Origin of the sequence: Halomonas elongata, assembly GCF_029081005.1 — a bacterium.
Lineage (GTDB): Bacteria > Pseudomonadota > Gammaproteobacteria > Pseudomonadales > Halomonadaceae > Halomonas > Halomonas elongata_B.
The window spans coordinates 197195-218866 of record NZ_JAJQTQ010000001.1; the positions used below are offsets into that span (position 1 = coordinate 197195).

At 63.8% G+C, this 21672-nt stretch carries 23 protein-coding genes and 1 pseudogene; 9 read left to right on the forward strand and 15 right to left on the reverse strand.

Annotated elements, in window-relative coordinates:
* The first annotated feature begins 44 nt into the window (after nucleotides 1-44).
* The gene (locus LU493_RS00845) at nucleotides 45-692 is read left to right on the forward strand and encodes a 5'-methylthioadenosine/S-adenosylhomocysteine nucleosidase (RefSeq protein ID WP_275285885.1); all 648 of its coding nucleotides are present in this window, start codon (nucleotides 45-47) and stop codon (nucleotides 690-692) included.
* 40 nt (nucleotides 693-732) lie between these two features.
* Here the strand turns inward: LU493_RS00845 and LU493_RS00850 are convergent, their stop codons facing one another.
* From LU493_RS00850 to LU493_RS00865, 4 genes are all read right to left on the reverse strand, one after another.
* Nucleotides 733-1944 carry an aminotransferase class V-fold PLP-dependent enzyme gene (locus tag LU493_RS00850; protein WP_275285886.1) on the reverse strand — a complete coding sequence of 404 codons (1212 nt, stop codon included), beginning with the start codon at nucleotides 1942-1944 and terminating at the stop codon, nucleotides 733-735.
* A gap of 170 nt (nucleotides 1945-2114) precedes the next feature.
* The gene (locus LU493_RS00855) at nucleotides 2115-3608 is read right to left on the reverse strand and encodes a tripartite tricarboxylate transporter permease (protein WP_275285887.1); all 1494 of its coding nucleotides are present in this window, start codon (nucleotides 3606-3608) and stop codon (nucleotides 2115-2117) included.
* 33 nt (nucleotides 3609-3641) lie between these two features.
* Nucleotides 3642-4076 carry a tripartite tricarboxylate transporter TctB family protein gene (locus LU493_RS00860; protein WP_275285888.1) on the reverse strand — a complete coding sequence of 145 codons (435 nt, stop codon included), beginning with the start codon at nucleotides 4074-4076 and terminating at the stop codon, nucleotides 3642-3644.
* 24 nt (nucleotides 4077-4100) lie between these two features.
* A complete protein-coding gene (locus tag LU493_RS00865) occupies nucleotides 4101-5090 on the reverse strand; it encodes a Bug family tripartite tricarboxylate transporter substrate binding protein (RefSeq protein WP_275285889.1) in 990 nt (329 codons plus the stop codon).
* Between the two features lie 172 nt (nucleotides 5091-5262).
* Here LU493_RS00865 and LU493_RS00870 point away from each other — a divergent pair, with 172 nt between their 5' ends.
* Nucleotides 5263-6216, forward strand: a complete 954-nt coding sequence (locus LU493_RS00870) for a LysR family transcriptional regulator (RefSeq protein WP_275285890.1) — start codon at nucleotides 5263-5265, stop codon at nucleotides 6214-6216.
* 72 nt (nucleotides 6217-6288) lie between these two features.
* Here LU493_RS00870 and LU493_RS00875 read toward each other — a convergent pair whose 3' ends face one another.
* Entirely contained in the window at nucleotides 6289-7257 is a 969-nt protein-coding gene (locus tag LU493_RS00875; RefSeq protein ID WP_275285891.1) for an alpha/beta hydrolase family protein, read from the reverse strand.
* A gap of 306 nt (nucleotides 7258-7563) precedes the next feature.
* Here LU493_RS00875 and LU493_RS00880 point away from each other — a divergent pair, with 306 nt between their 5' ends.
* A complete protein-coding gene (locus LU493_RS00880; protein WP_275285892.1) occupies nucleotides 7564-8559 on the forward strand; it encodes an ion transporter in 996 nt (331 codons plus the stop codon).
* A gap of 38 nt (nucleotides 8560-8597) precedes the next feature.
* On the opposite strand, the gene LU493_RS00885 is transcribed toward LU493_RS00880, so the two are convergent.
* From LU493_RS00885 to LU493_RS00895, 3 genes are all read right to left on the reverse strand, one after another.
* Nucleotides 8598-9137, reverse strand: a complete 540-nt coding sequence (locus LU493_RS00885) for a GNAT family N-acetyltransferase (RefSeq protein ID WP_275285893.1) — start codon at nucleotides 9135-9137, stop codon at nucleotides 8598-8600.
* A 194-nt stretch (nucleotides 9138-9331) separates the two neighbouring features.
* Entirely contained in the window at nucleotides 9332-9715 is a 384-nt protein-coding gene (locus tag LU493_RS00890; protein WP_275285894.1) for a HepT-like ribonuclease domain-containing protein, read from the reverse strand.
* A complete protein-coding gene (locus LU493_RS00895; protein WP_275285895.1) occupies nucleotides 9708-9998 on the reverse strand; it encodes a nucleotidyltransferase family protein in 291 nt (96 codons plus the stop codon). Before LU493_RS00895 ends, LU493_RS00890 begins: the two co-directional genes overlap by 8 nt.
* 323 nt (nucleotides 9999-10321) lie before the next feature.
* Between LU493_RS00895 and LU493_RS00900 the strand changes: the two genes are divergently transcribed.
* Nucleotides 10322-12049: a M14 family metallopeptidase gene (locus LU493_RS00900; protein WP_275285896.1), complete on the forward strand. Its 1728-nt coding sequence runs from the start codon at nucleotides 10322-10324 to the stop codon at nucleotides 12047-12049.
* 85 nt (nucleotides 12050-12134) lie between these two features.
* Here LU493_RS00900 and LU493_RS00905 read toward each other — a convergent pair whose 3' ends face one another.
* A complete protein-coding gene (locus LU493_RS00905) occupies nucleotides 12135-13436 on the reverse strand; it encodes an MFS transporter (RefSeq protein WP_275285897.1) in 1302 nt (433 codons plus the stop codon).
* 188 nt (nucleotides 13437-13624) lie between these two features.
* Between LU493_RS00905 and LU493_RS00910 the strand changes: the two genes are divergently transcribed.
* The gene (locus LU493_RS00910; RefSeq protein WP_275285898.1) at nucleotides 13625-13912 is read left to right on the forward strand and encodes a coiled coil domain-containing protein; all 288 of its coding nucleotides are present in this window, start codon (nucleotides 13625-13627) and stop codon (nucleotides 13910-13912) included.
* 197 nt (nucleotides 13913-14109) lie between these two features.
* On the forward strand, nucleotides 14110-15519 hold the full coding sequence (mapR, locus tag LU493_RS00915; RefSeq protein ID WP_275285899.1) for a GntR family transcriptional regulator MpaR: 1410 nt from the start codon (nucleotides 14110-14112) through the stop codon (nucleotides 15517-15519).
* Nucleotides 15520-15581: 62 nt separating this feature from the next.
* Here mapR and LU493_RS00920 read toward each other — a convergent pair whose 3' ends face one another.
* Complete coding sequence (locus LU493_RS00920; RefSeq protein WP_275285900.1) at nucleotides 15582-16046, reverse strand: helix-turn-helix domain-containing protein; 465 nt, start codon at nucleotides 16044-16046, stop codon at nucleotides 15582-15584.
* 179 nt (nucleotides 16047-16225) lie between these two features.
* On the opposite strand from LU493_RS00920, the gene LU493_RS00925 reads away from it, so the two are divergent.
* Nucleotides 16226-16720, forward strand: a complete 495-nt coding sequence (locus LU493_RS00925; RefSeq protein ID WP_275285901.1) for a DUF2938 domain-containing protein — start codon at nucleotides 16226-16228, stop codon at nucleotides 16718-16720.
* Nucleotides 16721-16723: 3 nt separating this feature from the next.
* Here LU493_RS00925 and LU493_RS00930 read toward each other — a convergent pair whose 3' ends face one another.
* The 3 genes from LU493_RS00930 to LU493_RS19995 all read right to left on the reverse strand — a co-directional run bounded on the left by LU493_RS00930 (nucleotide 16724) and on the right by LU493_RS19995 (nucleotide 18970).
* Nucleotides 16724-17359, reverse strand: a complete 636-nt coding sequence (locus LU493_RS00930; RefSeq protein ID WP_275285902.1) for a hypothetical protein — start codon at nucleotides 17357-17359, stop codon at nucleotides 16724-16726.
* A 263-nt stretch (nucleotides 17360-17622) separates the two neighbouring features.
* Nucleotides 17623-18282: an extensin family protein gene (locus tag LU493_RS00935; RefSeq protein WP_275285903.1), complete on the reverse strand. Its 660-nt coding sequence runs from the start codon at nucleotides 18280-18282 to the stop codon at nucleotides 17623-17625.
* 565 nt (nucleotides 18283-18847) lie between these two features.
* Nucleotides 18848-18970 (reverse strand): SDR family oxidoreductase, encoded by a 123-nt coding sequence (locus LU493_RS19995; protein WP_428994501.1) that lies wholly within the window; start codon nucleotides 18968-18970, stop codon nucleotides 18848-18850.
* Here LU493_RS19995 and LU493_RS00945 point away from each other — a divergent pair.
* Complete coding sequence (locus LU493_RS00945; protein ID WP_428994507.1) at nucleotides 18937-19293, forward strand: hypothetical protein; 357 nt, start codon at nucleotides 18937-18939, stop codon at nucleotides 19291-19293. The two genes, LU493_RS19995 and LU493_RS00945, sit on opposite strands and share 34 nt — an antisense overlap.
* An 8-nt stretch (nucleotides 19294-19301) precedes the next feature.
* On the opposite strand, the gene LU493_RS00950 is transcribed toward LU493_RS00945, so the two are convergent.
* Nucleotides 19302-19640, reverse strand: coding sequence for a MoaF-related domain-containing protein (locus tag LU493_RS00950; protein ID WP_275285904.1), 339 nt, complete (start codon nucleotides 19638-19640; stop codon nucleotides 19302-19304).
* Between the two features lie 134 nt (nucleotides 19641-19774).
* Here LU493_RS00950 and LU493_RS00955 point away from each other — a divergent pair.
* Nucleotides 19775-20262: pseudogene (locus tag LU493_RS00955) on the forward strand (carbon starvation induced protein CsiD); the annotation flags it as partial.
* A gap of 189 nt (nucleotides 20263-20451) precedes the next feature.
* Here the strand turns inward: LU493_RS00955 and LU493_RS00960 are convergent.
* On the reverse strand, nucleotides 20452-21657 hold the full coding sequence (locus LU493_RS00960) for a 3-oxoadipyl-CoA thiolase (protein WP_275285905.1): 1206 nt from the start codon (nucleotides 21655-21657) through the stop codon (nucleotides 20452-20454).
* Nucleotides 21658-21672: the final 15 nt, after the last annotated feature.

Here is a 21672-nt window from a genome sequence, read left to right on the forward strand (position 1 = left end):
CCCGCCATGATGGTGGCATTGATCGGCTGCGGGAGACTCTCGGGATGAGTCATGCACCACTTGCACCGGCGCCGCTGACGAAGCTCGGCGGCCGCTCCGTGCTCTTCGTGATGGCGGCGGACGCCGAATACGGCCCGCACCTCAGGAAGCGATTTACTCCCTTCATGACCGGCGTGGGGCCGGTGGAAGCAGCGGTGGAACTCACCGCGGCGCTGGCCGAACTGGAAACGCTTGGGCGGCTGCCGGACCTAGTGGTGTCATTAGGTTCGGCGGGCAGCCGGGCGCTGGAGCAGACCGAGGTCTATCAGGCGACGTCAGTGGCTTATCGCGACATGGACGCCTCGCCGCTGGGCTTCGAGAAGGGCGTCACGCCCTTCCTCGACCTGCCGGCCATCCTGCCCCTACCGCTGCGCATTCCCGGGATTCGTGAGGCGACACTCTCGACCGGCGCCGATATCGTCTCGGGCGCGGCGTATGACGCCATCGCCGCCGACATGGTGGACATGGAGAGTTACGCTTGCCTGCGTGCCTGCACGCGCTTTGCCGTCCCACTGGTGGTGCTGCGCGGCATCTCGGACGGCAAGGCGGAGCTGCACCACGTCGACGACTGGACGGAATATCTGCACATCATCGACGAGACGCTGGCCGCCGCGGTGGAGAGGTTGGGAGAAGCACTCAAGGAGGGCTGCTGACGCGCCACCTTCCCACGCGCGGGCGCGGTATCTCGATGCATCAGCGCCGCGGCAACACCTCAGACAAAGCCTCCAAGCAGGCGTCGACTTCCTCCACGCTGTTGTAGTGCGCCAGGGAGATGCGGGTAACCGCCTTCAGCCCCAGCGGGCGCAGAATGTTGCCCGAGAAGACGTCGTCACTTCGCGCGTGGACGCGTATGCCGCGCGCCCCAAGCTCGGCGACGACATGCTTGGCATCGAGGTCGTCGACGGCAAACGATACCACCCCTTCGCGGTAGGGAGAGTCACCCGGACCGATGAGATGCACGCCAGGATAGTCGCCCAGTCCCGGCAGGCCGGTTCCGCCTTCCAACAATCGATGCACCAGGGCGCGTTCATGAGCGCGCATCGCCTGGCCAGCGGCAACCAGGCGGTCTCTGCGCGTAGGCGCCTCGGTGAAGCTGCTGCCAAGCCAGACGAGGTAGTCGACCATCTCGCTGACGCCGGCCAAGGCCGAAGGGTCGCGGCTACCCAGCTCCCAGGCATCCGCGGGCTTGCCGGATAACCGCTCGTGATCGATCACGCTCAGGCGATCGGACAGCCAGGCATAGCCGTTGTTGAAACGGCAATACGCCTTGTAGGGCGAGATGACGTAAGCATCGACATCGTAGTCATCGACGCTCAGGAAGCCATGCGGCGCATGCTGGATGCCGTCGACAACGATCATGCACTCGGGCGCAACGGCACGGATGGTCCGCGCGATGTCGGCAACGTCCATGCTCATGCCCGTGACCGGGCTGGTATGCAGTATGGTCGCGATGCGGGTATCCGGACGCACGCAGTCCGCATAGTGCGATGCTGTCACCCGCCCGGTGTCCGGGTCGAAGGGAACCTCGATCCAGTCGCGGCCGGTACGGCGCGCCCAGTGGGCAGTCGCATCATAGGTGGCGGGATGCTCCAACGAGCTGGCCACGATGCTGCCACCCGTCTCGACGGCAAGTGCCGCCGCACGGATGACGCGGAACAAGCATTCGGTGCCCGTTTCACCGCCCAGAATGACACCACTGCTGGCGCCCATGAAGCTGGCCAGGTCGCTGCGCCCATCCGCCACGATCTTCGACACCGCCTTGGAGGCGAGATTGTCGCGATGTTCGTTATCGGGAATGCCGGCCACCTCGGCGCTGCGCTCGACGACCGACTTGAGCGTCAACGATCCGCCGGCGTTCTCGAAGAAAACCCGCTTGCCCGTAAAGGGGCAAGCTTCGACGTGCATGAAAGCATTTCGCACCTGATTCAGCAGCGCGTCAGGGAGAAGAATCCCTTCCGCAGGGATGTTCTTGGGAATGGACATGATGGGGGCCGAAGTCGTTGTCATGGATAATATCTCCGTCGACCGGGCAGACGAATGCCCGGGTCGTATTGCAAGCACGATGGGGAAAACGGTCAGTGAGCGGCGCTGCGCCGGCGGCGCCACTGGTTCCAGAGCGGATATGCCAATGCCAGCACCACCAGCAAGCACAGCGTCATCGACAGGGGGCGGGTAAAGAACGTGCTCAGGTCCCAGTGGGAGATCTGCATCGAGCGACGGAAGTTGACCTCGAGGATGGGGCCCAGGATCAAGGCAATCACCAAGGGCGCGCCAGGGTAACGCCAGCGCTCCATGAAAAAGCCCACCACGCCGAAGGCCACCGCCAGCCAGACGTCGAAGACCTCGTTACGCAACGCATAGGTGCCGATCACGCTGAATACCAGGATCATCGGCCCCAGCACTGCCCCCGGTACCTTGGTCACCACCACCAGGTAGCGACACAACCACAGCCCCAGCACCGCGAACAGCACATTGGCGAACAGCAGCGAGAGGATCAGGGTGTAGGTGGTCTCGGCGTGGTCGGTAAATAGGCTCGGCCCAGGGATCATGCCGTGGATGGTCAAGCCGCCGACGAACACCGCCGTGACCGCATTGCCGGGAATACCCAGCGTCAGGGTAGGGATCAGGGTACCGCCGGTTACGGCGTTGTTGGCCGACTCCGAGGCCGCTACCCCTTCCAGCTCTCCCTTGCCGAAGCGCTCGGGTGTCGGGGAATGACGACGTGCCTCGTTGTAAGAAATGAAGGAGGCGATGCTGGTCCCCGCACCGGGCAGGATGCCTACCACTGACCCGATCACGGAAGAGCGCAGCAGGGTGCGCAGGCTGCGCCGAATGTCGAGCCACAGCGGCAGGCGGCGCCCCTTGAGTTGCTGCCCCTTGCCGGCCAGCACGCCACCACCTTCGGGAACGCAGAGGTTGAAGGCCTGGGAAACCGAAAACAGCCCGATCAGCACCGGCAGCAGCGGCACGCCCTCGAACAACTCGCTGTAACCGAAGGTGAAGCGTTGCACGCCGGTGAAGGCGTCCAATCCCACACAGGCCAGCACCAGCCCCACCGCCGCCGAAAGCACGCCCTTGAGGGGACGGTCCGATGCCACCCCGACGATGGTCACCAGCCCGAAGATCGCCAGTACAGTGTACTCTTGGGGGCCGAAGGCCAGCGCCACCGTCGACAACGGCGGCGCGATGGCGATCAGCACGACCACGCTGAACAGTCCGCCGAATAGCGAGGCGAGGGTCGCCATGCCCAGCGCCTCCCCGCCCCGCCCAGCCGTAGCCAGAGGATAGCCGTCGAGCGCGGTGGCGATGGAGGCGTCCGTGCCCGGGGTGCGCAGCAGGATCGCCGTCACCGACCCGCCATAGACCGAGCTGACGTAGACGGCGCCGAGCAGGATAAGGGCCAGCTCCGGCGGCATATTGAAGGTGATGGGGATACACAACGCCACGCCCATCGTCGAAGAGAGTCCCGGCAGTGAGCCGATCGTCATGCCGGCTAGGGTACCGAGAAGCAGCGTAAGCAGGGCCATCGGCGTCAGCACGTTGCCGAGGGCAGGAAGCAATACATCCATAGGGAGCCTCTTGAGTGAGGTCGCAGACCGCCGTTAGCCCGCCAGCCAGCCGGCGGGCAGTGGCACGGACAGTAGATACACGAAGACCACGTAGATCACGGCCGAGAACGCCAGGGCAATCACCAGGGCCGCCGGCCATCGCAAGTGGCCCAGCCAGCGCAGGCTGGCCAGCAGGAACAGCGGCAGTGCGACGAAGGTACCGGCGGTCACCATCAATCCCAGCAGCCCCAGCACGCACAGGCACCAGACGAGGAATCGCGGCCAGGGCAACGCGGGTGGCGACTCATCGGGGATGCGACCACGCATGGTGCAGAGGAGGATCCCTGCGCAGGCGAGTAACCCCAGTGTGCCGGCGATCACGGGGAAGACCCCCGCGTCGCCTCGCATGGCCAGACCAGTGATCACCGCAGCCGCACAGAGCGCTCCCACCAGCACGGCCACGCAACGGTCGATAGTGTCGAGGGTCATGGAATTACCTCTCCGCGCTTCCGATCACTGTTCGATCCAGGGATCTTTTTCCCAGAGCGCCTTCAGCCGATCGTGGCTGTCATGGATGAACTCGACGTATTCCTCCCCGTAGATGGGATTGACCGGCATGTTGAGCTGCGCCATCTCGGCCCGGAATTCGGGGTTGTCGACCACATCGCGGGTAACGTCTAGAAGGGTGTCGTAGACCTCCTGGGGCACGCCAGCTGGCACAGCGAAACCGCGCGACGCCGCGGCTTGGACGTCATAGCCCTGCTCCATTCCGGTGGGGACGTCGGCGATGGCCTCGACCCGCTCGTCGGCCCACACTGCCAGCCCGCGCACCTTGCCTTCCTGGATCTGGGCCGCCGCTTCCGACATGTTGCCCTCGAAGGCGGTAATGTGGCCGCCGAGCAGCGAGGCGGTCGCCTCGGCGTTGCCGTTGTAGGACACGAAACTCAGGTCGGTGCCCGCTTCCTCGGCGAAGTTGAGTGCGGCGAGATGATCGTCCCCCCCGACGCCCTCGTGGGAAATAATCACCGATTCCGGATCGTCCTTCACCGCTGCGACCAAGTCATCCAGGGATTGGTAGGGACTGTCGGCAGCGACCGCCAGCACGCCCGGATCGGTTATCACATTGGCCAGCGGCCGAATCTCGTCCAGGGAGTAGCCGACGGTATCCTCGCGAGTGAAGGGGTATACCTCCACCACCGGTGAGTTGATCAGGCCGATGGTGTAACCGTCCGGGTCGGCGTTGGCGAGGTGTACCCAGCCCAGTTCACCGCCAGCACCAGGCCGGTTGACCACCACTATCCGCTCGCCAAGCTCTTCTTCCGCATACTTGGCGAAGATGCGCGCCATGGTGTCGGTGCTGCCTCCAGCGCCAAATGCGACGATCATCTGGATCGGCTTGCTCGGGTAGTCCTCTGCCAAAGTTGCCGTGCTCAGGCCGCTCGTCAGCAGCGTCGCCATCGCGCCCAGCATCACCTTCCGTACAGAAATGGATTGAGCCTTCATGACCTTAACTCCTTGTTGCTGTTGTATTGAGTCACTAGGGCAGGCCGCTTGGAGGAATCCCCTAGCCTGGCTCTGCAAGCACTCATCGACTACATAAACCTATTTCACTCTTTCAAAAAAGCGAATATATTTCATATTAAATCATTCGTTAAACTCACCTATTGGCGATGCCATGTTAACCCTCAAACAACTTGATACTTTCGTCCAAGTGGTCGAGCTCGGCACATTCGAACGCGCTTCCCAGCGCCTCAACGCGACGCAGTCCACCGTCTCCAAGCGCATCTCCGAGTTGGAGCAAGCCACGGGCCTGCAAATCTTCGATCGTTCGCGCCGCAGCGCGCGACTGACCGAAGAGGGCGAACGGCTGCTGGAGCTGGCCTATGCAACGCTCGATGGCGCGAAGCAGATCCTTGAGCTCAATGAGCAACCTGATCGTACGTTGCATCGCGTGCGTATTGGTTTCACCGACCTGGCCGCCCTTACCTGGCTTCCGGGCTTTCTGCGGGATTACACGACCGAGCGGCCCGACATCCGATTGGACATCACCATCGACATGAGCCGTAACCTGTACCAACAGTTTCAGGATGGTGAACTGGACCTAGTGGTGATACCGCAAGTCCCAGAGGCCTTCGCCCAGCCGGGAGTAGAAACCCAGCTGCTGGAGGAGGTGGAGATGGCCTTCATGGCCAGAGAGGGCCTGGTGGACGGCCCTAGACCTATCCCCATCGGGGGGCTCGAACACTATCCCCTGATCAGCCAAGGCAAGCGCTCAGGGTTCGCGCAGGACATCAATCGCTGGCTCTCCCATCAGGGCATGGCCGTCGCCACCCTGACTGCCGATAATTTGTTAGCACTGGTTGGTCTGGTGGCAGCGGGGCGTGGCATCAGCGTATTGCCGAAACTCTGTGTCCAGTGCTTCGCCCGAGATCAAGGGTTGGAGGTCATCGATACTACTCCTTCCCTGCCGACGATTAGCTATTATGCGCTGTACCATGGCGGGGTACGCATCTCGTTGTTCGAGGAACTCGCCCTTCGGCTCTCCAGTGCAGCCGACTTTACCAGTCCCTTTTTCTTCTCTGAGCACAAACTGTCGCGTAGCGAATCGCATTCTTTCAAGAACATGTAGCTATCAAGGTTCTACTATCGACCAGAGGGCCGGAGCCGCTGCTCCATCGGCGAAACGCCTGACACCTGGCGCTCACAGGCGATCGGACAGAAATGGCAATATCGCACTGACCATCCTGGCATGATGGCGCTCTCTCGCTTCAGGCGAAGAACTACACAATGCCACATCACCTCTCTCTTCCCGCAAGATCCGAGGTCCTCTCTCAGTGCAGACGCCAAAGGCATCGAAGCGATCGGCCTCTTGGATCACGACTCTCTCGGCACGAGGCAGCTCAGTCGTCTTCCGTTCCTGGTCACCGAGTGAGATCAACAATGTCGGAACGGCAGGCGCCCTGCCGTCACCCGAAAACACTGCCAGGTACTCGGGATCAATGGCGACCGCGGCCTTGACGCGGCGATCGCGCCTGGACTGCCCAAGCTCACCAGGGTCAGCCTGATCCAAGGCGACGTTGTGTGCCGTGTACCACTCGCAGTCTGGAGCCTCTACGCCATCGGCAGCGCATGATTGAAGGTAGCACTCAGCGTCAAGCTCGGCCCCGGACACGGCAAGGGCAGTGGTTCCACCAAGGGCAAAACCCACCACGAAAATCCCGCCATGATCAACGTGCTCCGCCCTGCGCTGGTCGCCCAGCATCAGGTCAATGGTGCGGCTTATGTCTCGAGGGCGCTGCCAAATCTCATTCACCGCCATTGCCGCACGTGCGGGGCCTGGCGCATTGACCTCCACGGCGACAAAACCTGGCCTTGCCAAGCCCTCGCCAAGCCATGCCCCCGAATTGCTCGAGGACCGCAAACCGCCGTGAGACACCACGACGAGAGGAAACTCTCCCTCCAGGATCGGCGCATCATTCGCAGCGGAAACCCCTTCGAACACGGCATTACCTCCCACCATGGAAGGTGAACCGCCATCGGATGGATACCAGATGGATAGTTCGATAGGGCGTTGATCGGAGGCATCCGCCAGAGACGAGAAGCCTACCGGTGAATCCGCAAAGGCCGGAATGACGATGACCCAAAGCGACAAGAATAGACGCAGCCTCATAGTGTTTCCCCGTGTATCGCCGACAAGAAACTGCCTACACTTCCTCGACGCTCTTCTCGCGCCCCGGCCACATCGATGGTATTCGGCAATGAGAATATCACGGTGGAAGACACCAAGAGCTCTGACAGGCCCACAGCCGCCCCGCACTCCCGCCTTCGCGAGGCGACGCGCTCGACCAACAGGGCCTGTGGCGCCATCTCCGCCGAGGAGTTGAACAGGCCTACCCGCGCGAGGGTCATGCCACCAACGCCTTGACGCTCTAGGCTAGGTGGGAAAGGACTTCCCGGAATCGCTTGAGGAGAGATCATGCCCGCCACCCGCACGACCTCGCCCGCCCTGGAACGGGCCCACCTGGTGTGGGACCTGTTCATCATCGTGCTGGTGATCGCCAACCTGGCGCTGCTGCTGTTCGACAGCTTGTTCCTGCTGCCGCCGCTGAACGCCGCCTTCGAGGCCGTGGCGCCCGGGCTGCACGGCGCCTACGAGCGGCACATCCACGCAAACTTCCTCAGCATCGACCTGGCGTTCGTGGCCGTCTTCCTGTTCGACGTGCTGCTGGGCTGGGCGGTGGCCATCGCCGAGCGCCACTACCACCGCTGGTTCTTCTACCCCTTCGTGCACTGGTACGACGTGCTCGGCTGCATCCCGCTGGGTGGCTTCCGGCTGCTGCGCATCCTGCGCGTCATCTCGCTGCTGCACCGCCTGCAGCGCATGGGCCTGATCGACGTGCGCCGCTGGTATGTCTACACCGTGGTCGCCAAGTACTACGACATCCTGCTGGAGGAACTCACCGACCGCATCGCCATCCGCATGCTGGACAACGTGCAGCAGGAGATCCGCGCCGGCGACGGTCTCTCCGCGCCGGTGATCGAGCGGATCGTGCAACCCCGCAAACAGGCGCTGATCCGCGAGATCAGCCAGCGCCTGGAGGCCATGGCGGGCGACGCCTATGCCCACCACCGCGACGACACCCTGCGCTACGTGCGCGGGCTGGTCGGCCGCACCCTGGCGGAGAGCCCGGAGCTCAAGCGCCTCTCGCACCTGCCGCTGGGCGGACAGGTGGCCCGGGGGCTCGAGGCCTCGCTCTCCGACCTGGCCTGCCGCCTGGTCGACGAGGCGCTGGCGGGGCTGAAGTCGGCGGAGTTCTCGGCCCTGGTGGAGCACCTGGCCGAGAGCGGCTTCGATGCCTGGCTGCACACCGATCCGCAGACCGAACAGATCACCGAGCAGGTGCTGATGGACATGCTGGAGCTGCTCAAGGAGCAGATCGCGGTGAAGGGCTGGCAGCACAAGTACGACTGAGCAAGCCGCCAGCCATCAGGCGCCGCGGCTGGCCGGGATCAGGCCGGTTGACCCAGCGGCGCCGGGGCGCTGTCGAGGCGCTTGCCCAGGATGCACAGGCTGAAGTCGCTGCCGTCCATGCGGGCGACGTCCGGCAGCCGGCCCCACTCCTGGTAGCCGCTGGCACGCAGCAGGCGCAGGCTCGGCGTGTTGTGGGCGAAGACGTAGCCGACGAGGGTGTGGATATCCAGGCTCGGCGCCAGCGCTTCCGCTCGCTGCAGCAGCCGCTTCCCGAGCAGCCTGCCCTGGTAGTCCGGCGCGATGTAGATGCTCAGCTCGGCCGTGTGGGCGTACGCCGGCCGACCGTAGAAGTCCTCGAAGCTCATCCAGGCGACGATGCCGCCCTCGTCCTCGCCGACCAGCAGCGGGCGACGCGCCGGCTCGTGCTGCCGGAACCACTCGCGGCGGTCGTCTGGGGTCACCGTCTCGGTGTCTGCCGTCGAGCGGCGGCTCGGCACCGCGGCATTGTAGATCTCGACGATCCTCGGGAGGTCCTGCTCGTCCGCCAGCCTGATGTCCATCGTTGATGCTTTGCTCATCGTGATCCTCACGTGTCCCTGAATGATGAAAAGCGCCACGCGGCGATTCCCGCCCGGCGATCGTCCGGATGACGGTCGCCACGAGGGGCGGATGAATCGGTGGCCACGGTGGCGTCCCGAGAGCTGGCGGCGTCGTTGTGATTGTCGTTGTCAGAGCCTCAGCCTAGCACCAACGACTGAGGCAGCCGGCAGCTCTATGGAGAATCGAGGTCTGCACCCGATGAACCATGCTGGATCTTGATGCCATTCAACTGCTCAAGCAGTTGGGGGATGTTGTCTTGAATGATGCTCCACACCGTATCGTCGTCGATCCCCAGATAGGCATGGATCAGGCGATTCCGGGTCGCAATGATCATCCGCCAGGGAATTTCCGAATACTGGTGACGGACAGCATCTGGAATCCGGGTCGCCGCTTCGCCGATCAGCTCGAGGTTACGCAGCGTGGCATCGTAGGTGAGGTCAAGGGCAAGGAAGCTATCCTGATCGAGGCCTTCCGTGTAGGACAGAACCTTCTCGGCAAAGCCGATCATGTCATCGATATAGAAGCGCCATTCGCGCTGGGGGCGAGACTCAGACACGCAGCGCCTCACGCTCGATATAGGGCCTGAGCTCGGGGCGAAGCGCCTTGTCGGTCACCAGATCCACGGGATGACCCAGCAGATCCTCGAGGTAGAACTGCACTCCGAAATAGCGGGCCGAGGTCGCCGGGCCATCGAAGCTCACCAGGATATCAATATCACTGTCGTCTCGAGCCTCGTCGCGGGACATGGAGCCGAAGAGCGCCAATGATCTGACCCCATATTCGCTGGCCAAGGCCGACATGTGCTCTCGAAGCAGTTGCAGGACCCTGATTCTGTTCATCTTCCGCTACCTCTCACCAGCATCAAGCCTCTGGAGAAATGATCCCCTTGGCTTTGTATCGATCAGCCTAGCATGGGGGAGAGGCAACCCCCAGCTATGCCAGGCCTTGCCTCTCTACCGCTTCCTCTCGAAGCTGCGCTCAATCAGGGGTGGGGAAATGAAGTGGACTCCATTCACTGGACCACCTGACAGGCGAGCTAAGCGTTCGGAGGGGCTTGAAAGCCCTTTCAACCAATTAATCCGAACACCCATTTTTCTCATGCTCCGGCGCCTCGCGCCGTTGCGCCATACTGTCACCAGGCATGGCCAACCGAGGCAGGGACATGGGACGGGATGGGCACGACAGCCGCTTCCGACATCGCTACCTGAGCCACCACGCCCTGACGCACCAGCTCAAGGCGTGGGTGCAGGCCTACCCCGAGCTGGCCCACCTGCAGAGCATCGGCGTGAGCCCCGAGGGGCGGGAGATCTGGGTGCTCACCATCGGCCCCGAGCCGGAGCGCAAGCGCCCCGCCGTGTGGGTGGACGGCAACATGCACGGCACCGAGCTGGCCGGCTCCAGCGTCGCCCTGGCGGTGGCCGAGGCGGCCCTGGCGCTGCACACCCACGCGCTGCCCCTGCCCGATGAACTGCCCGAGCATGTCCGCCGGTTCCTGCAGGACGTGCTGTTCTACGTCTGCCCGCGCATCTCGCCGGATGGCGCCGAACAGGTGCTGCGGCAGGGAGGCTTCGTGCGCTCCGCGCCGCGACGCTCGCCGGAGGCCGCCGAGCGGCCCTACTGGCGCGCCCACGATCTCGACGGCGACGGGCGTTGCCGCTACCTGCGCGTGAGGGACGAGGCCGGCGACTTCATCGCCTCGCCCGACGCGCCCGGCCTGATGCTGCCGCGCCGGGTCGAGGACCCGCCGCCCTACTGGCGGCTCTATCCCGAAGGGGTCATCGAGCACTGGGACGGCGAGACGATCCCCGAGCCCGAATGGCTGGAAGGCGTGCCGGACTTCAACCGCAACTTCCCCTGGAGCTGGCGGCCGGAGCCCGAGCAGGTCGGCGCCGGCCCGTACCCCGGCTCCGAGCCCGAGACGCGGGCGGTCATCGACTTCGCCGTGGCGCACCCGACCCTCTATGCCTGGCTGAACCTGCACACCTTCGGGGGCGTGTTCATCCGCCCGCTGATCGACGCCCCCGACAGCCGCATGGACCAGCAGGACCTGGCCCTCTACCGCCAGTTGGCCGAGTGGGGACGCGCCCAGGTCGGCTACCCCACCGTCAGCGGCTTCGAGGAGTTCACCTACCAGCCGGACACCCCGCTGCACGGCGACCTCATCGAGTTCGCCTACCACCAGCGCGGCTGCCTGGCGCAGGTCTGCGAGCTCTGGGACCTGTTCCAGCGGATGGACCGGCCGCGCCCCAAGCGCTTCGTGGAGCACTACGCGGCGCTCGATCGCGAGGACATGGAATGGCTGGCCCGATGGGATCGCGAACACAACCGGGGGCGGCTATACCAGCCCTGGCAGGCCGTGCGCCATCCGCAGCTGGGGGAGGTGGAGGTCGGCGGCCTGGACCCGGTCGCCGGCCTCTGGAACCCGCCCCCCGAGGCATTGCCCGCGATCTGCCAGGGCATCGCCGGCTACTGGCTGCGGGTGGCGGCGATGCTGCCGAGGCTGGCCATCGCCGACACGCGCTGCACGCCGCTGGGCGAAGGCCATTGGGAGCTGCGGGTCAGGGTGGAGAATCGCGGCTATCTGCCGACCCATGGGGTCAATGCCGCCCGGGAGCGGCCGTGGAACACCGGCGTCGAGGCTCACGCCAGCGTCACAGGCTGCCGACTGCAGCACCCCGGGCAGGCCCGCCAGTCGCTGGGCCACCTGGCGGGCTGGGGGCGGGGACTCGGCGAGGCCTCGCAGATGCCCTGGTTCCAACGCTCGGGCGGCAATGCCCACCAGGCCACGGCCCGCTGGATCCTCCAGGGCGAGGGCGAGGTCAGGGTGCACCTCGGCGGGCCGCGGCTCGGCCGGCTGACGCGCACGTTCACGTTCCCGCCTCGCTGTTGACCGACGCTTCACCTGAATCGTGACCCGGCGCTTTGCCACATGCTGCGCCGGACCAAGGCGGTGGCCGAGGCGACGACCGAAGCTCTCAGGAGCCGACCGCCGGTTTCTCCGTCTCCTTCGCCTCGCCCTCCTCGGGATCCGCCAGCGGCTCGCCCTCCTCGTTCTGGAGCTGGTGATCGTAGGCCGCCTGCAGGCCGGTATCCTCCTCGGCCTCGGCGGCCTCGTCGTCACCGTGTTCGATATGGCCCGGGTAGAAGGGCGAGAGGATGGCCACCAGGATGCCGAGCGAGGCGAACATGGAGAAAGCGTCGGCGTAGCCGAAGCCATCGACCAGCCAGCCGACCACGGGCGAGCCGGTCGCCTGCCCGAGCGAGACCGCCATGAAGGGCAGTACCGGCCCCACCGATAGTCGGCCCGGCAGCAGGCGGATGCCGGTCATCAGGTAGAGCCCCGTCAGGCTCATGTAGGCCAGGCCGAAGACCAGCGCGGAAAATGCCGCCAGCACCGTCTGGGCGGGGCTGGCCGCCAGCAGCGCCAGGCTCGCGGCCAGCATCATCAGCATCAGCGCATGGGTGATGGGCGGGTTGTTGCGGTCGGCCAGGTCGGCCACCACGGCGCCACCCAGACCGGCGATGCCCACCGCCAGCCACAGCCAGCCGGTGGAGGCGGACGGCAGGCCGCCGAGGGTGACCACCAAATCCGGCGCGAAGATCCAGTAGGCGGAAGACACGACGCCCATCACGAAGGCGAACAGCGTCAGCCGGACCAGGCGCGACCAGGGCAGCTCGCGAAGCGGCGCGGGCGGCGCGGCGTTGGAGGGCACGATCCGCGACACCGAGGGCAGGAAGACCCAGGCGGCGATCACGCCGATGGCGGCGCAGATGGCGAAGGACAGATAGGCCAGCCGCCAGGCGCCGACCAGGAACAGCACCGTCGGCACGGCGACGATCACCCCGATGCTGGTGCCGGCGTTCATCACCGAGCTGACGCGCCCGTGCAGCGAGCGCTTGACGATCGCCTGCATGCCGGCGGTGAGCGCGGGCATCATCAGGCCGGTGCAGATGCCGCAGGCGAACACCCCCGCACCCAGTATCCATGCGTCGGAGGCCTGGCCGATCAGCGCCAGCCCGCCGACGCCGAAGGCCCCGGACAGCACCGCCGTGTAGCGGGCGCCGAGATGATCGGTGACGAAGGGCGCGACCGCCGTGGCCAGCAGGAAGCTGATCAGCGGCAGCGCGCCGATCACGCCGATCACGTCCGGCGCCAGGCCCAGCTCGTCGCGTATCTGCGGCACGAACAGCCCGAAGGCGAAGCGCGCGAGCCCATAGCTGATCGCGATCAGCGCCGCGCCGAAGATCGCAAACCCAGTACTCGAAAGAGATTTCATGGCAGCTCCGCCAGGTGAATGCCGAAGATCAGGACTCAGTGTGCGGCCAGGCCGCGCGATGGCGCCATCACCCCATGACCTTGCCACCCACCCGGGCCGGCATGCCACCCTGAAGCGACGGTGCCTTGTGGCCTCGCGACAGGCTATCCTCAAGGTTCCACGTATCCGCAGACGGAAAGGAGTGTCCCATGAGCGATCGGAATGCCTACGAACAGAAGCTGCGCGCCAAGCTGGACGAGCTGCAGGCCGAGGTGGACAAGCTGAAGGCCCGCGCCAGGAGCGCCGACGCCGATGCGCGCATCGAGCGGGAAAAGGATGTCGACCGGCTGGAAGCCAAGCGCGAGAAAATGCGCCGGAAGCTCGAGGAATTGAGACATTCCAGCGACGACGCCTGGGACGACATCCGCGCCGGCGCCGAGCGAGCCTGGAGTTCGCTGAGCGAGTCCATCGAGAAGGCCCGCTCGCGGTTCAAGTAATCCCTCCTCTGCCAGGCGGCTGGCTCCCCTGCCCTCGACCCTCTGGTTCCTGAACCCAGCCGCCCTGGCCTCACCCGCCTTCGTCGGACACACCCGTGGAAGTCCACCCGAGGCTTTTCCTGCTGTATCGGCCATGGTGGAATTGCCCTTCTTGTCTGTTCCATCACGGTTCCGGGGTCGGGAGCGCCACACAGCCGATGAAACGCTACGAACGCTTCGCCGACGAGATCGCCGAGCTGATCCGCGACGGCGTGCTGGCCCCGGGCGAGCGGGTGCCCTCGGTGCGCCAGGCGAGCCGCGAGTACGGCATCAGCCCGTCCACCGTCTTCCAGGCCTATTACCTGCTGGAGGATCGCGGGCTGATCGTGGCCAGGGCGCGTTCCGGCTATTACGTGCGCGAACAGGCCCGGCGGGTGCTGCACGAGCCGCGGATGACGCCGGCCCGCCAGGAGACCGCCGAGGTCGCGGTCAGCGAGCTGGCGTTCTCGGTGCTCGACTCGCTGCAGGACCCCGAGACCGTGCCGTTCGGCTCGGCCTTCCCCAGCCCCGAGCTGTTCCCGCTCGCGCGGCTGGCCCGCAGCATGGCCAAGGGGCTGCGCGGGATGGCCGGCAGCGATGTGCTCAAGGACATGACCGCGGGCGATGCCGACCTGCGCCGCCAGATCATCCTGCGCTACACCCTGAAGGGCATGCCGCTGCCGCCCGAGGAGCTGGTGATCACCAGTGGCGCCATGGAGGCGCTGAACCTCGGGCTGCAATGCGTCACTTCGCCCGGTGACCTGGTCGCCATCGAGTCGCCGGCCTTCTACGCCAGCCTTCAGATCCTGGAGCGCCTGAAGCTCAGGGCGGTGGAGATTCCCGTGCATCCCCGCGAGGGCATCGACCTGGACGTGCTGGCGGACAGCCTGGCCCGGCTGCCCATCAAGGCCTGCTGGTTCATGAGTCACCTGCAGAACCCGTTGGGGGCGAGTCTCGATGACGAGAAGAAGCGCGCGCTCTACGCGCTGATCAAGCACCATCGGGTGCCGCTGATCGAGGACGACGCCTACGCGGAGCTGCACTTCGGCGCCACGCCGCCCAGACCCGTGAAGCAGTTCGACGACGCGGGCCTGGTCATCCACTGCGGCTCGTTCTCGAAGAGCCTGGCGCCGGGGTATCGAGTCGGCTGGGTGGCGGCCGGGCGCTTCGCCGAGCCGATCTCGCGGCTCAAGCTGATGACCACCATCTCGCCTTCGGTGCCGGCCCAGGCAGCCATCGCCGACTACCTGCAGAACGGCGGCTATGATCGCCACCTGCGCCGGCTGCGCCATGCCCTGGAGACCCAGCAGGGGAAGATGCTGGCCGCGGCCTCGCAGTACTTCCCGGCCGAGACCCGGGCCACGCACCCCGCCGGCGGCTACGTCCTGTGGTTCGAGTTCCCCGAGCGGGTGGACTCGCTATGCCTGTTTCGCCAGGCGCGGGAACGGGGCATCAGCGTGGCGCCGGGCCCGATCTTCTCGGCGACCCAGGGCTTTCGCCACTGTCTGCGCCTGAGCTACGGCCACCCCTGGACGCCGCGCAGCGAAGCGGCGATGGCAACGCTGGGCGAGCTGATCGACGATTTCTGATATCGCTTATGGCATCACCGATTGGGCCCGTGTGCAGACAGGCCCTGGATCGGCACTGGCCATCATGCGCCGTCGCCGCGACGCCGCTCTCCCGTTTTGCCCGTCATGCGGGCCTTGTCCCGGCTACGCTCTCGCGTCCCCTGGCGCGCCAGGGCGATCCGCATCAGGCGCTGGAAAGTCGGGCACTCCAGGTGGCTGGGGGCGGTGCAGGATGCGGCATGACGCAGTCCATCGCGCAGCGCACTCAATTCCTGGATATGGCGATCCAGCGCGTCCGCTTTGTCGCTCAGCATGTCGCGGTCGATGCGGGGTCGCCTCTCTTCTCCCAGCATGTCGCGGATCTCGGCCAGCGAGAAACCCGCGGCCTGTCCCAGCGCAATCAGCGCGAGGCGCGGCAGCACGGAGTCATCGAAGACACGGCGCAGGCCCTTTCGCCCCACGGACCGAATCAGCCCGACTTCCTCGTAATAGCGCAGTTTCGAGGCGGGAACATCGCTCTTTCGTGAGAGTTCGGAAATGTCGAGCATGTGGCTTGACTTCAAGTTGACTTGAAGTAGTAGGTTATTCGACCCGTACTGCGTTTTCCAGAGAGGTCGAATCGCATGGTGAGTCTCGCTACCCAGGATCGCGCCGTGTCACGCGCACTTGGCCACTTCAACCTGGCGTGCCTGGCAAGGAAGGCCGTGCCAGCGGCAGGAGGTCCTCGATGACAACGCTGATGATCGACGCCGTACTCATTGGCGGCGGTGCGACGATCTTCATGGATATCGTCGCCCTGCTGCGCCATCGCCTGTTCGGCATTCCTTCCCTGAATTACGCGATGGTGGGGCGCTGGCTTGGCCATCTTCCCCGCGGCACGCTCATCCATCGCCCTATCGGCAAGAGCACGCCTATCCGGGGCGAAACGGCCCTGGGGTGGGCGGCGCACTACATGATCGGGATCGCGTTCGCCGCCGTCTTTCTCGCTCTGACAGGAGCCAAATGGCTCGATCAGACGACCCTCTGGGCGCCGCTGATGTTTGGCGTGCTGACGGTACTTATCCCCTTTCTTGTCCTGCAGCCTTGTCTAGGGGCGGGGATCGCCGCTCGCAGGACACCCCAGCCAAACGTCGCCCGGCGTCGTAGCCTCTTCGCGCATGCCAGTTTCGGCCTCGGCCTGTGGGTCGCGGGTCTGGGGTATGCGCATACGCTCCAGGCGTAAGGGTCAGCGCCCCGGCTCACCGGCGTTCAGGCGCCGGTTCAGCCGGCCGATCTGCTGGATATCGTTCATATAGAAGTCGAGCTTCGAGGCCCCGTAAGCCAGCAGCGCCGAGGCATAGACCAGCACCGTCAGCACGAACAGGTTATTGGCCCAGGCGAGCGCCGGCACAGCCACCGGATAGGCCACAGTGAAGATGCTCATTCCGCCCCAGAACAGCGCCAGCAGGCTGCAGACCATGATGAACACCAGCACCGGTCCGCGCCGATAGTGGACCGGCGGGCGGGTTTTCCAGAATGGCAGGTGGGCGATGGTCAGCTCGCCGACCGTCTCGACCCGGCCCTTGCGACGCAGCAGCGGCTCCGCGAAGGCCTTCTGGCTGCCGGACGCCACCGCCGCCAGCACCAGGCGCGCGTCGAAGCCATCGCCGAAGATACGCCGCACCGCCTGCACGAAGCCCAGCGACGGCTCACCATCGGCACAGCCTTTGGCCTCGTCGGCGAGCGTCTTCAGGGCCTGGTTGACCTGTTCTGGTCGCTCCTCCTCATCCTCGAAGTTGATCGCGTAGTGCACGCTGTACACCTGATAGAGCGCGAACGTCACGCCGACGAAGATCAGGAAGAACGCCACGTAGATCATCATCACCCTTCACCACCCTGGATACCGGTCTATCGTCACGGGCCCGTGCGACCCGTTTCACCATGCCTGGCGCTTGAACCGCCAGGCGGCCAAGATGACAGAAAGGTCAGGACCATAACAGGGTCAGAAAATGGTAAAAAAAGCGTATCAGTTGCACCGATTCTTCGCGAACGACCCAAGGGCCTCTTCCGGCGCCATGGACATGCCGACCTCTTCCATTATCTCCCCGGGCAATAACGAAACTACACTATTGATTTTCGCCCCTCTTATTGACCATCCGCCAAAGAAAAACCAAGCACTGCTGACTTCTCCAGAAAGTCCAGCCAATTTTTCTTTGCAGAAAGCCCTCCCTTGATTCCCAGTGATTCCAGCACCGAGGAAGAAACCTCCATGGTCTCAGGCCCCCAGACGCCATCTATTCCGACCTGGAACCCATGGATATACAACATTGCCGCCTGGAGATACTCAACGCGCGACTTCGACATCTTTTCAAACCTTACCGCACTCCCCATATCAAAATGAAAATGATCTTTGTGGGCAGAATTGTAATTATAGCCAAGCACCGTACCAAAATATTGTCGAATCACGGACTCCACAGCCAAATACAAATGCGGATTTCTCGGGTACTCTATTGCGACAAGCTTCTTGTCTTCCCAGAAGATACCATCAAGGTCAAACGCCTGACCTTTTCCATGCTGCCCGGGCTTGCTTACATAAGCACCAGCGGAAGTAATCACTTCGGCTTTCCCGAATGGCGAGATCTGGAACAATGCCGAAAAACACTCTTCGAGCGTTTGTACCATTTCATAGGTTGCCCTCGGCTTGAATGGCTTGCCTCTTGTTCCGTAGCCCAGGCCGCTTTCCTCAGGATAGCGATCATAGTGAAGCGGAACGCCCGCAAGAGAAGAAAAAACCTTCAACGCCATAACCACCTCTACTGAAACATTTGACTTTTATCCCCAACATACTGAAACAGCCCGGCAACCTCGGAAGAATATCTTGTGACCTTTACAGCATCGCCTTGGAAAGATGCGACGCAAGATCACGATGATATAAACAACCACACTCGAGCGGGCTACATACAAGAGGACCGCCTCTCGACTCTCGGCACACCTATTGCTGACCGACAGTTATCTCAGCTTAGGCAGAAGGCGGTAAAATTTCATCACCCCATGAAAACTTTAACTCAAGCTACTTTAATCTCTCACAAATTATTAAGACAAAAAGCACCATAAAACTTATTCCCCGACCAGTAGAAACAATGAAGATAAAGTGTACCGAGAAAGTAAATCTCGGCATGATGAGGGCCAGGCGAGAATTGTGGTCGCCGCACGAATCATTCGCCAGGCGACTCACCAGTGCGAGATCGATCTGGTGGGTGACCAGCGCCAACGAGGCAGGTCCAGAGAGGCAGGGGCCGAGAAAGCCCGGCATACTACCGCCCTTCCCTGGGAGAAAGGCGGCTCATCATGAAACGGGGGGCAGGCGTGATCAGATGGACCGAGGCACGCCACCATCGACACGAATGTTCTGGCCGGTGACGTAGCCCGCACCTTCCGACATTAGAAAGGCAACGGTGTCTGCGACTTCCTCGACAGTCCCATAGCGCCCCATCGGCACACTGTCGCGCCGCTCATCGACCTCATTGGCCGACGTTTCTGCGAACCGGCGCCGAGGTGCCCGGCGCGGTATTCAACCAGGCGACGCTGGCGCTGGAAGCGGCCTTGGCCGGCCAGGGCGTCGCCCTGGCGTGCCGGGCATTTGTGGCAACGGATCTCGAGGCCGGGCACCTTGTGCAGGTCTCGGATGCGACAATGACCAAAGCGCCCAGCTACTTCCTGGTCCGCAAGCCGTCATCGTTGCCTCTCGACGCGAGAGATGCGGTATGTGCGGTATGGGACTGGTGCATGACTCGGCTCTCGTTCAATGCCGATTAGCGACCCAGTCACCAGGGTTGTGACTCCCCTTTGGTATCAATGCGCCCCGTCAAGCGCATGAAACCTCCCTTGGCCGGAGTGACTGCCGTATGCGCCGTGCCCGCCCCGAAGTCCAGTACATGCACGATGGTGCTGCCGATATGTTCCTGCCAGGAAAGCATCCATACATCCTCGCGAATCATCACGGCTTCGTATTCGACGGTATCGGCAAATCCCGCATTATCTCCGGCGATAACCTCCACCGTCAGCTTGCTTTCAGACTCGATGGTGATACGCGGGGTAAAGGAGGGGAAGTGAATATCGAGCCTGTCGCCGGCCTGAAGTGGAGAGGTAGCGTTCATTGCCATATCAGCGTCACCTGTTTGATGAATGATCCATATCGCCACCGCCAGCGTAGCACCCAGTGACGGCCGCCACCCTGGAACGTGCCTGTCTCGGTCTGACCTGCAGTTATTCTGACAAAAATAACAGGAGCCAGACCATGAGCCAGCCGAGCCCACTGCCCGCCAACGACACGTCTCAATCCGACGCTCTCAAGGGCTTTCATCTTGCCCGGTCAGTAGAGTCGGACCGATTGTTGCAGCTGATCTTTCCCCGCGAGACCGTCGAAGCATTCCTCGAAGCCGTCGCTGAATGGCCGATGCAAGCACTGGCGTACAAGTCATTCCTGCGCTTCCGCGTCGCGAAAACTCTCGATGACCTCTGCGGCAATACTCTGCAGCCAGTTCTGGTCAATACCATGGTGGACCGGGATACGGGGGCTTCATGGTGACGCCGGAAGGGCTGGATGATGTCGAACAGTCCGATGACATGGTCAAGTTCGCCACTGCCGTGGCTCACTTGATGGGGCGTTCCAACTTCGATGCAATGAGCGGCCAGTACTATGCTCGCTTCGTCGTGCAGAATGTCGATACTTCCGATAGTTACCTTCGTCAACCGCACCGCGTGATGGAGCTGCACAACGACGGCACCTTCGTCGAGCAGGACACCGACTATGTACTGATGATGAAGATCGACGAGCAGAAAAGGCACAGCTCGACGGCTGATCGTCGATCCAGCACCTATCTCATCGAAGCACCGATCAACCAGCCCGCTCTCGAGCGGACCAGATCCTATCCTTTGCAGTGTTCAATTGTGGTGTTCACTCCCCCGTGCGCATCATGTCGTACGCTCGATGACCATCGCGATGCCCTGTCCCACACCGATGCACATGGTCACCAGCGCATAGCGCCCTTCACTGGCTTCCAGTTGTCGCAGTGCGGTCAGCACCAGACGAGCCCCCGAGGCGCCCAGCGGATGTCCAATGGCGATGGCGCCGCCATTGGGGTTGAGGCGGCTGTCGTCGGGCGATATCTCCAACTGCTGAACGCAGCCCAGTACCTGGACGGCAAAGGCCTCGTTGATTTCGATCAGATCCATCTGATCCAGACTCAAGCCGGCGCGCGCCAGCGCCTTCTGGCTGGCCGGCACCGGCCCCAGCCCCATGACACGAGGCGCCACCCCCGCCACGGCTCCCGATACGATGCGACCGCGTGGCTTCACGCCGGCTTTTTCACCCATGGACAGGCTGCCGACAATCATCGCCGCCGCACCATCGTTGATGCCGGAGGCATTGCCGGCCGAGACTACCCCATCCTCGAAGAGCGGAGGCAGCCGACCAAGTTTTTCGACACTGGTGCCCAGGCGCGGGTGCTCGTCCTGATCGAACAACAGCGGCGGTTTCTTGCGCCCCTGGGCCACTTCGACCGTCAACAGCTCTTCCGCGTAGAAGCCTCGCTCCAGCGCCCGGGCATAGCGCGACTGGGAGAGCACCGCGTATTCGTCGGCGGCCTCGCGGCCAATGGCCAGGTCTCGGGCCACATTGTCGGCGGTTTCCGGCATGCTGTGATTGCCGTACTGCTGACCGATCCACGGGTTGGGGAAGCGCGCGCCAATCACCGAATCGTAAAGCGCCTGATTGCGCGCATAGGCCGACTCGGCCTTGCCGAGTACATAGGGCGCACGGCTCATGCTCTCTACGCCACCGGCCAGAAACAGCTCGCCTTCCCCTCCTCGAGTCGCACGGGCGGCGTCGAGAATCGCGGCCAGGCCACTGCCGCACAACCGATTGACGGTCTGCCCGGCGGTCTCGACCGGCAGGCCGGCCAGCAACGCGGCATGGCGCGCCACGTTTCGCGCATCTTCACCGGCCTGGTTGGTGCAACCCACCAGGACATCCTCGTAGGCCTCGGCGGAAAACGCCGAACGCTCGACCAGGTGTTTCAGCGTCAGGCTCATCAGGTTGTCGGGACGCACCCCGGCCAGGGAGCCACCGTGGCGACCAAAGGGGGTACGAATGCCGTCGTAAAGATAGGCGTCATGCATGGTGAAATTCCGTGT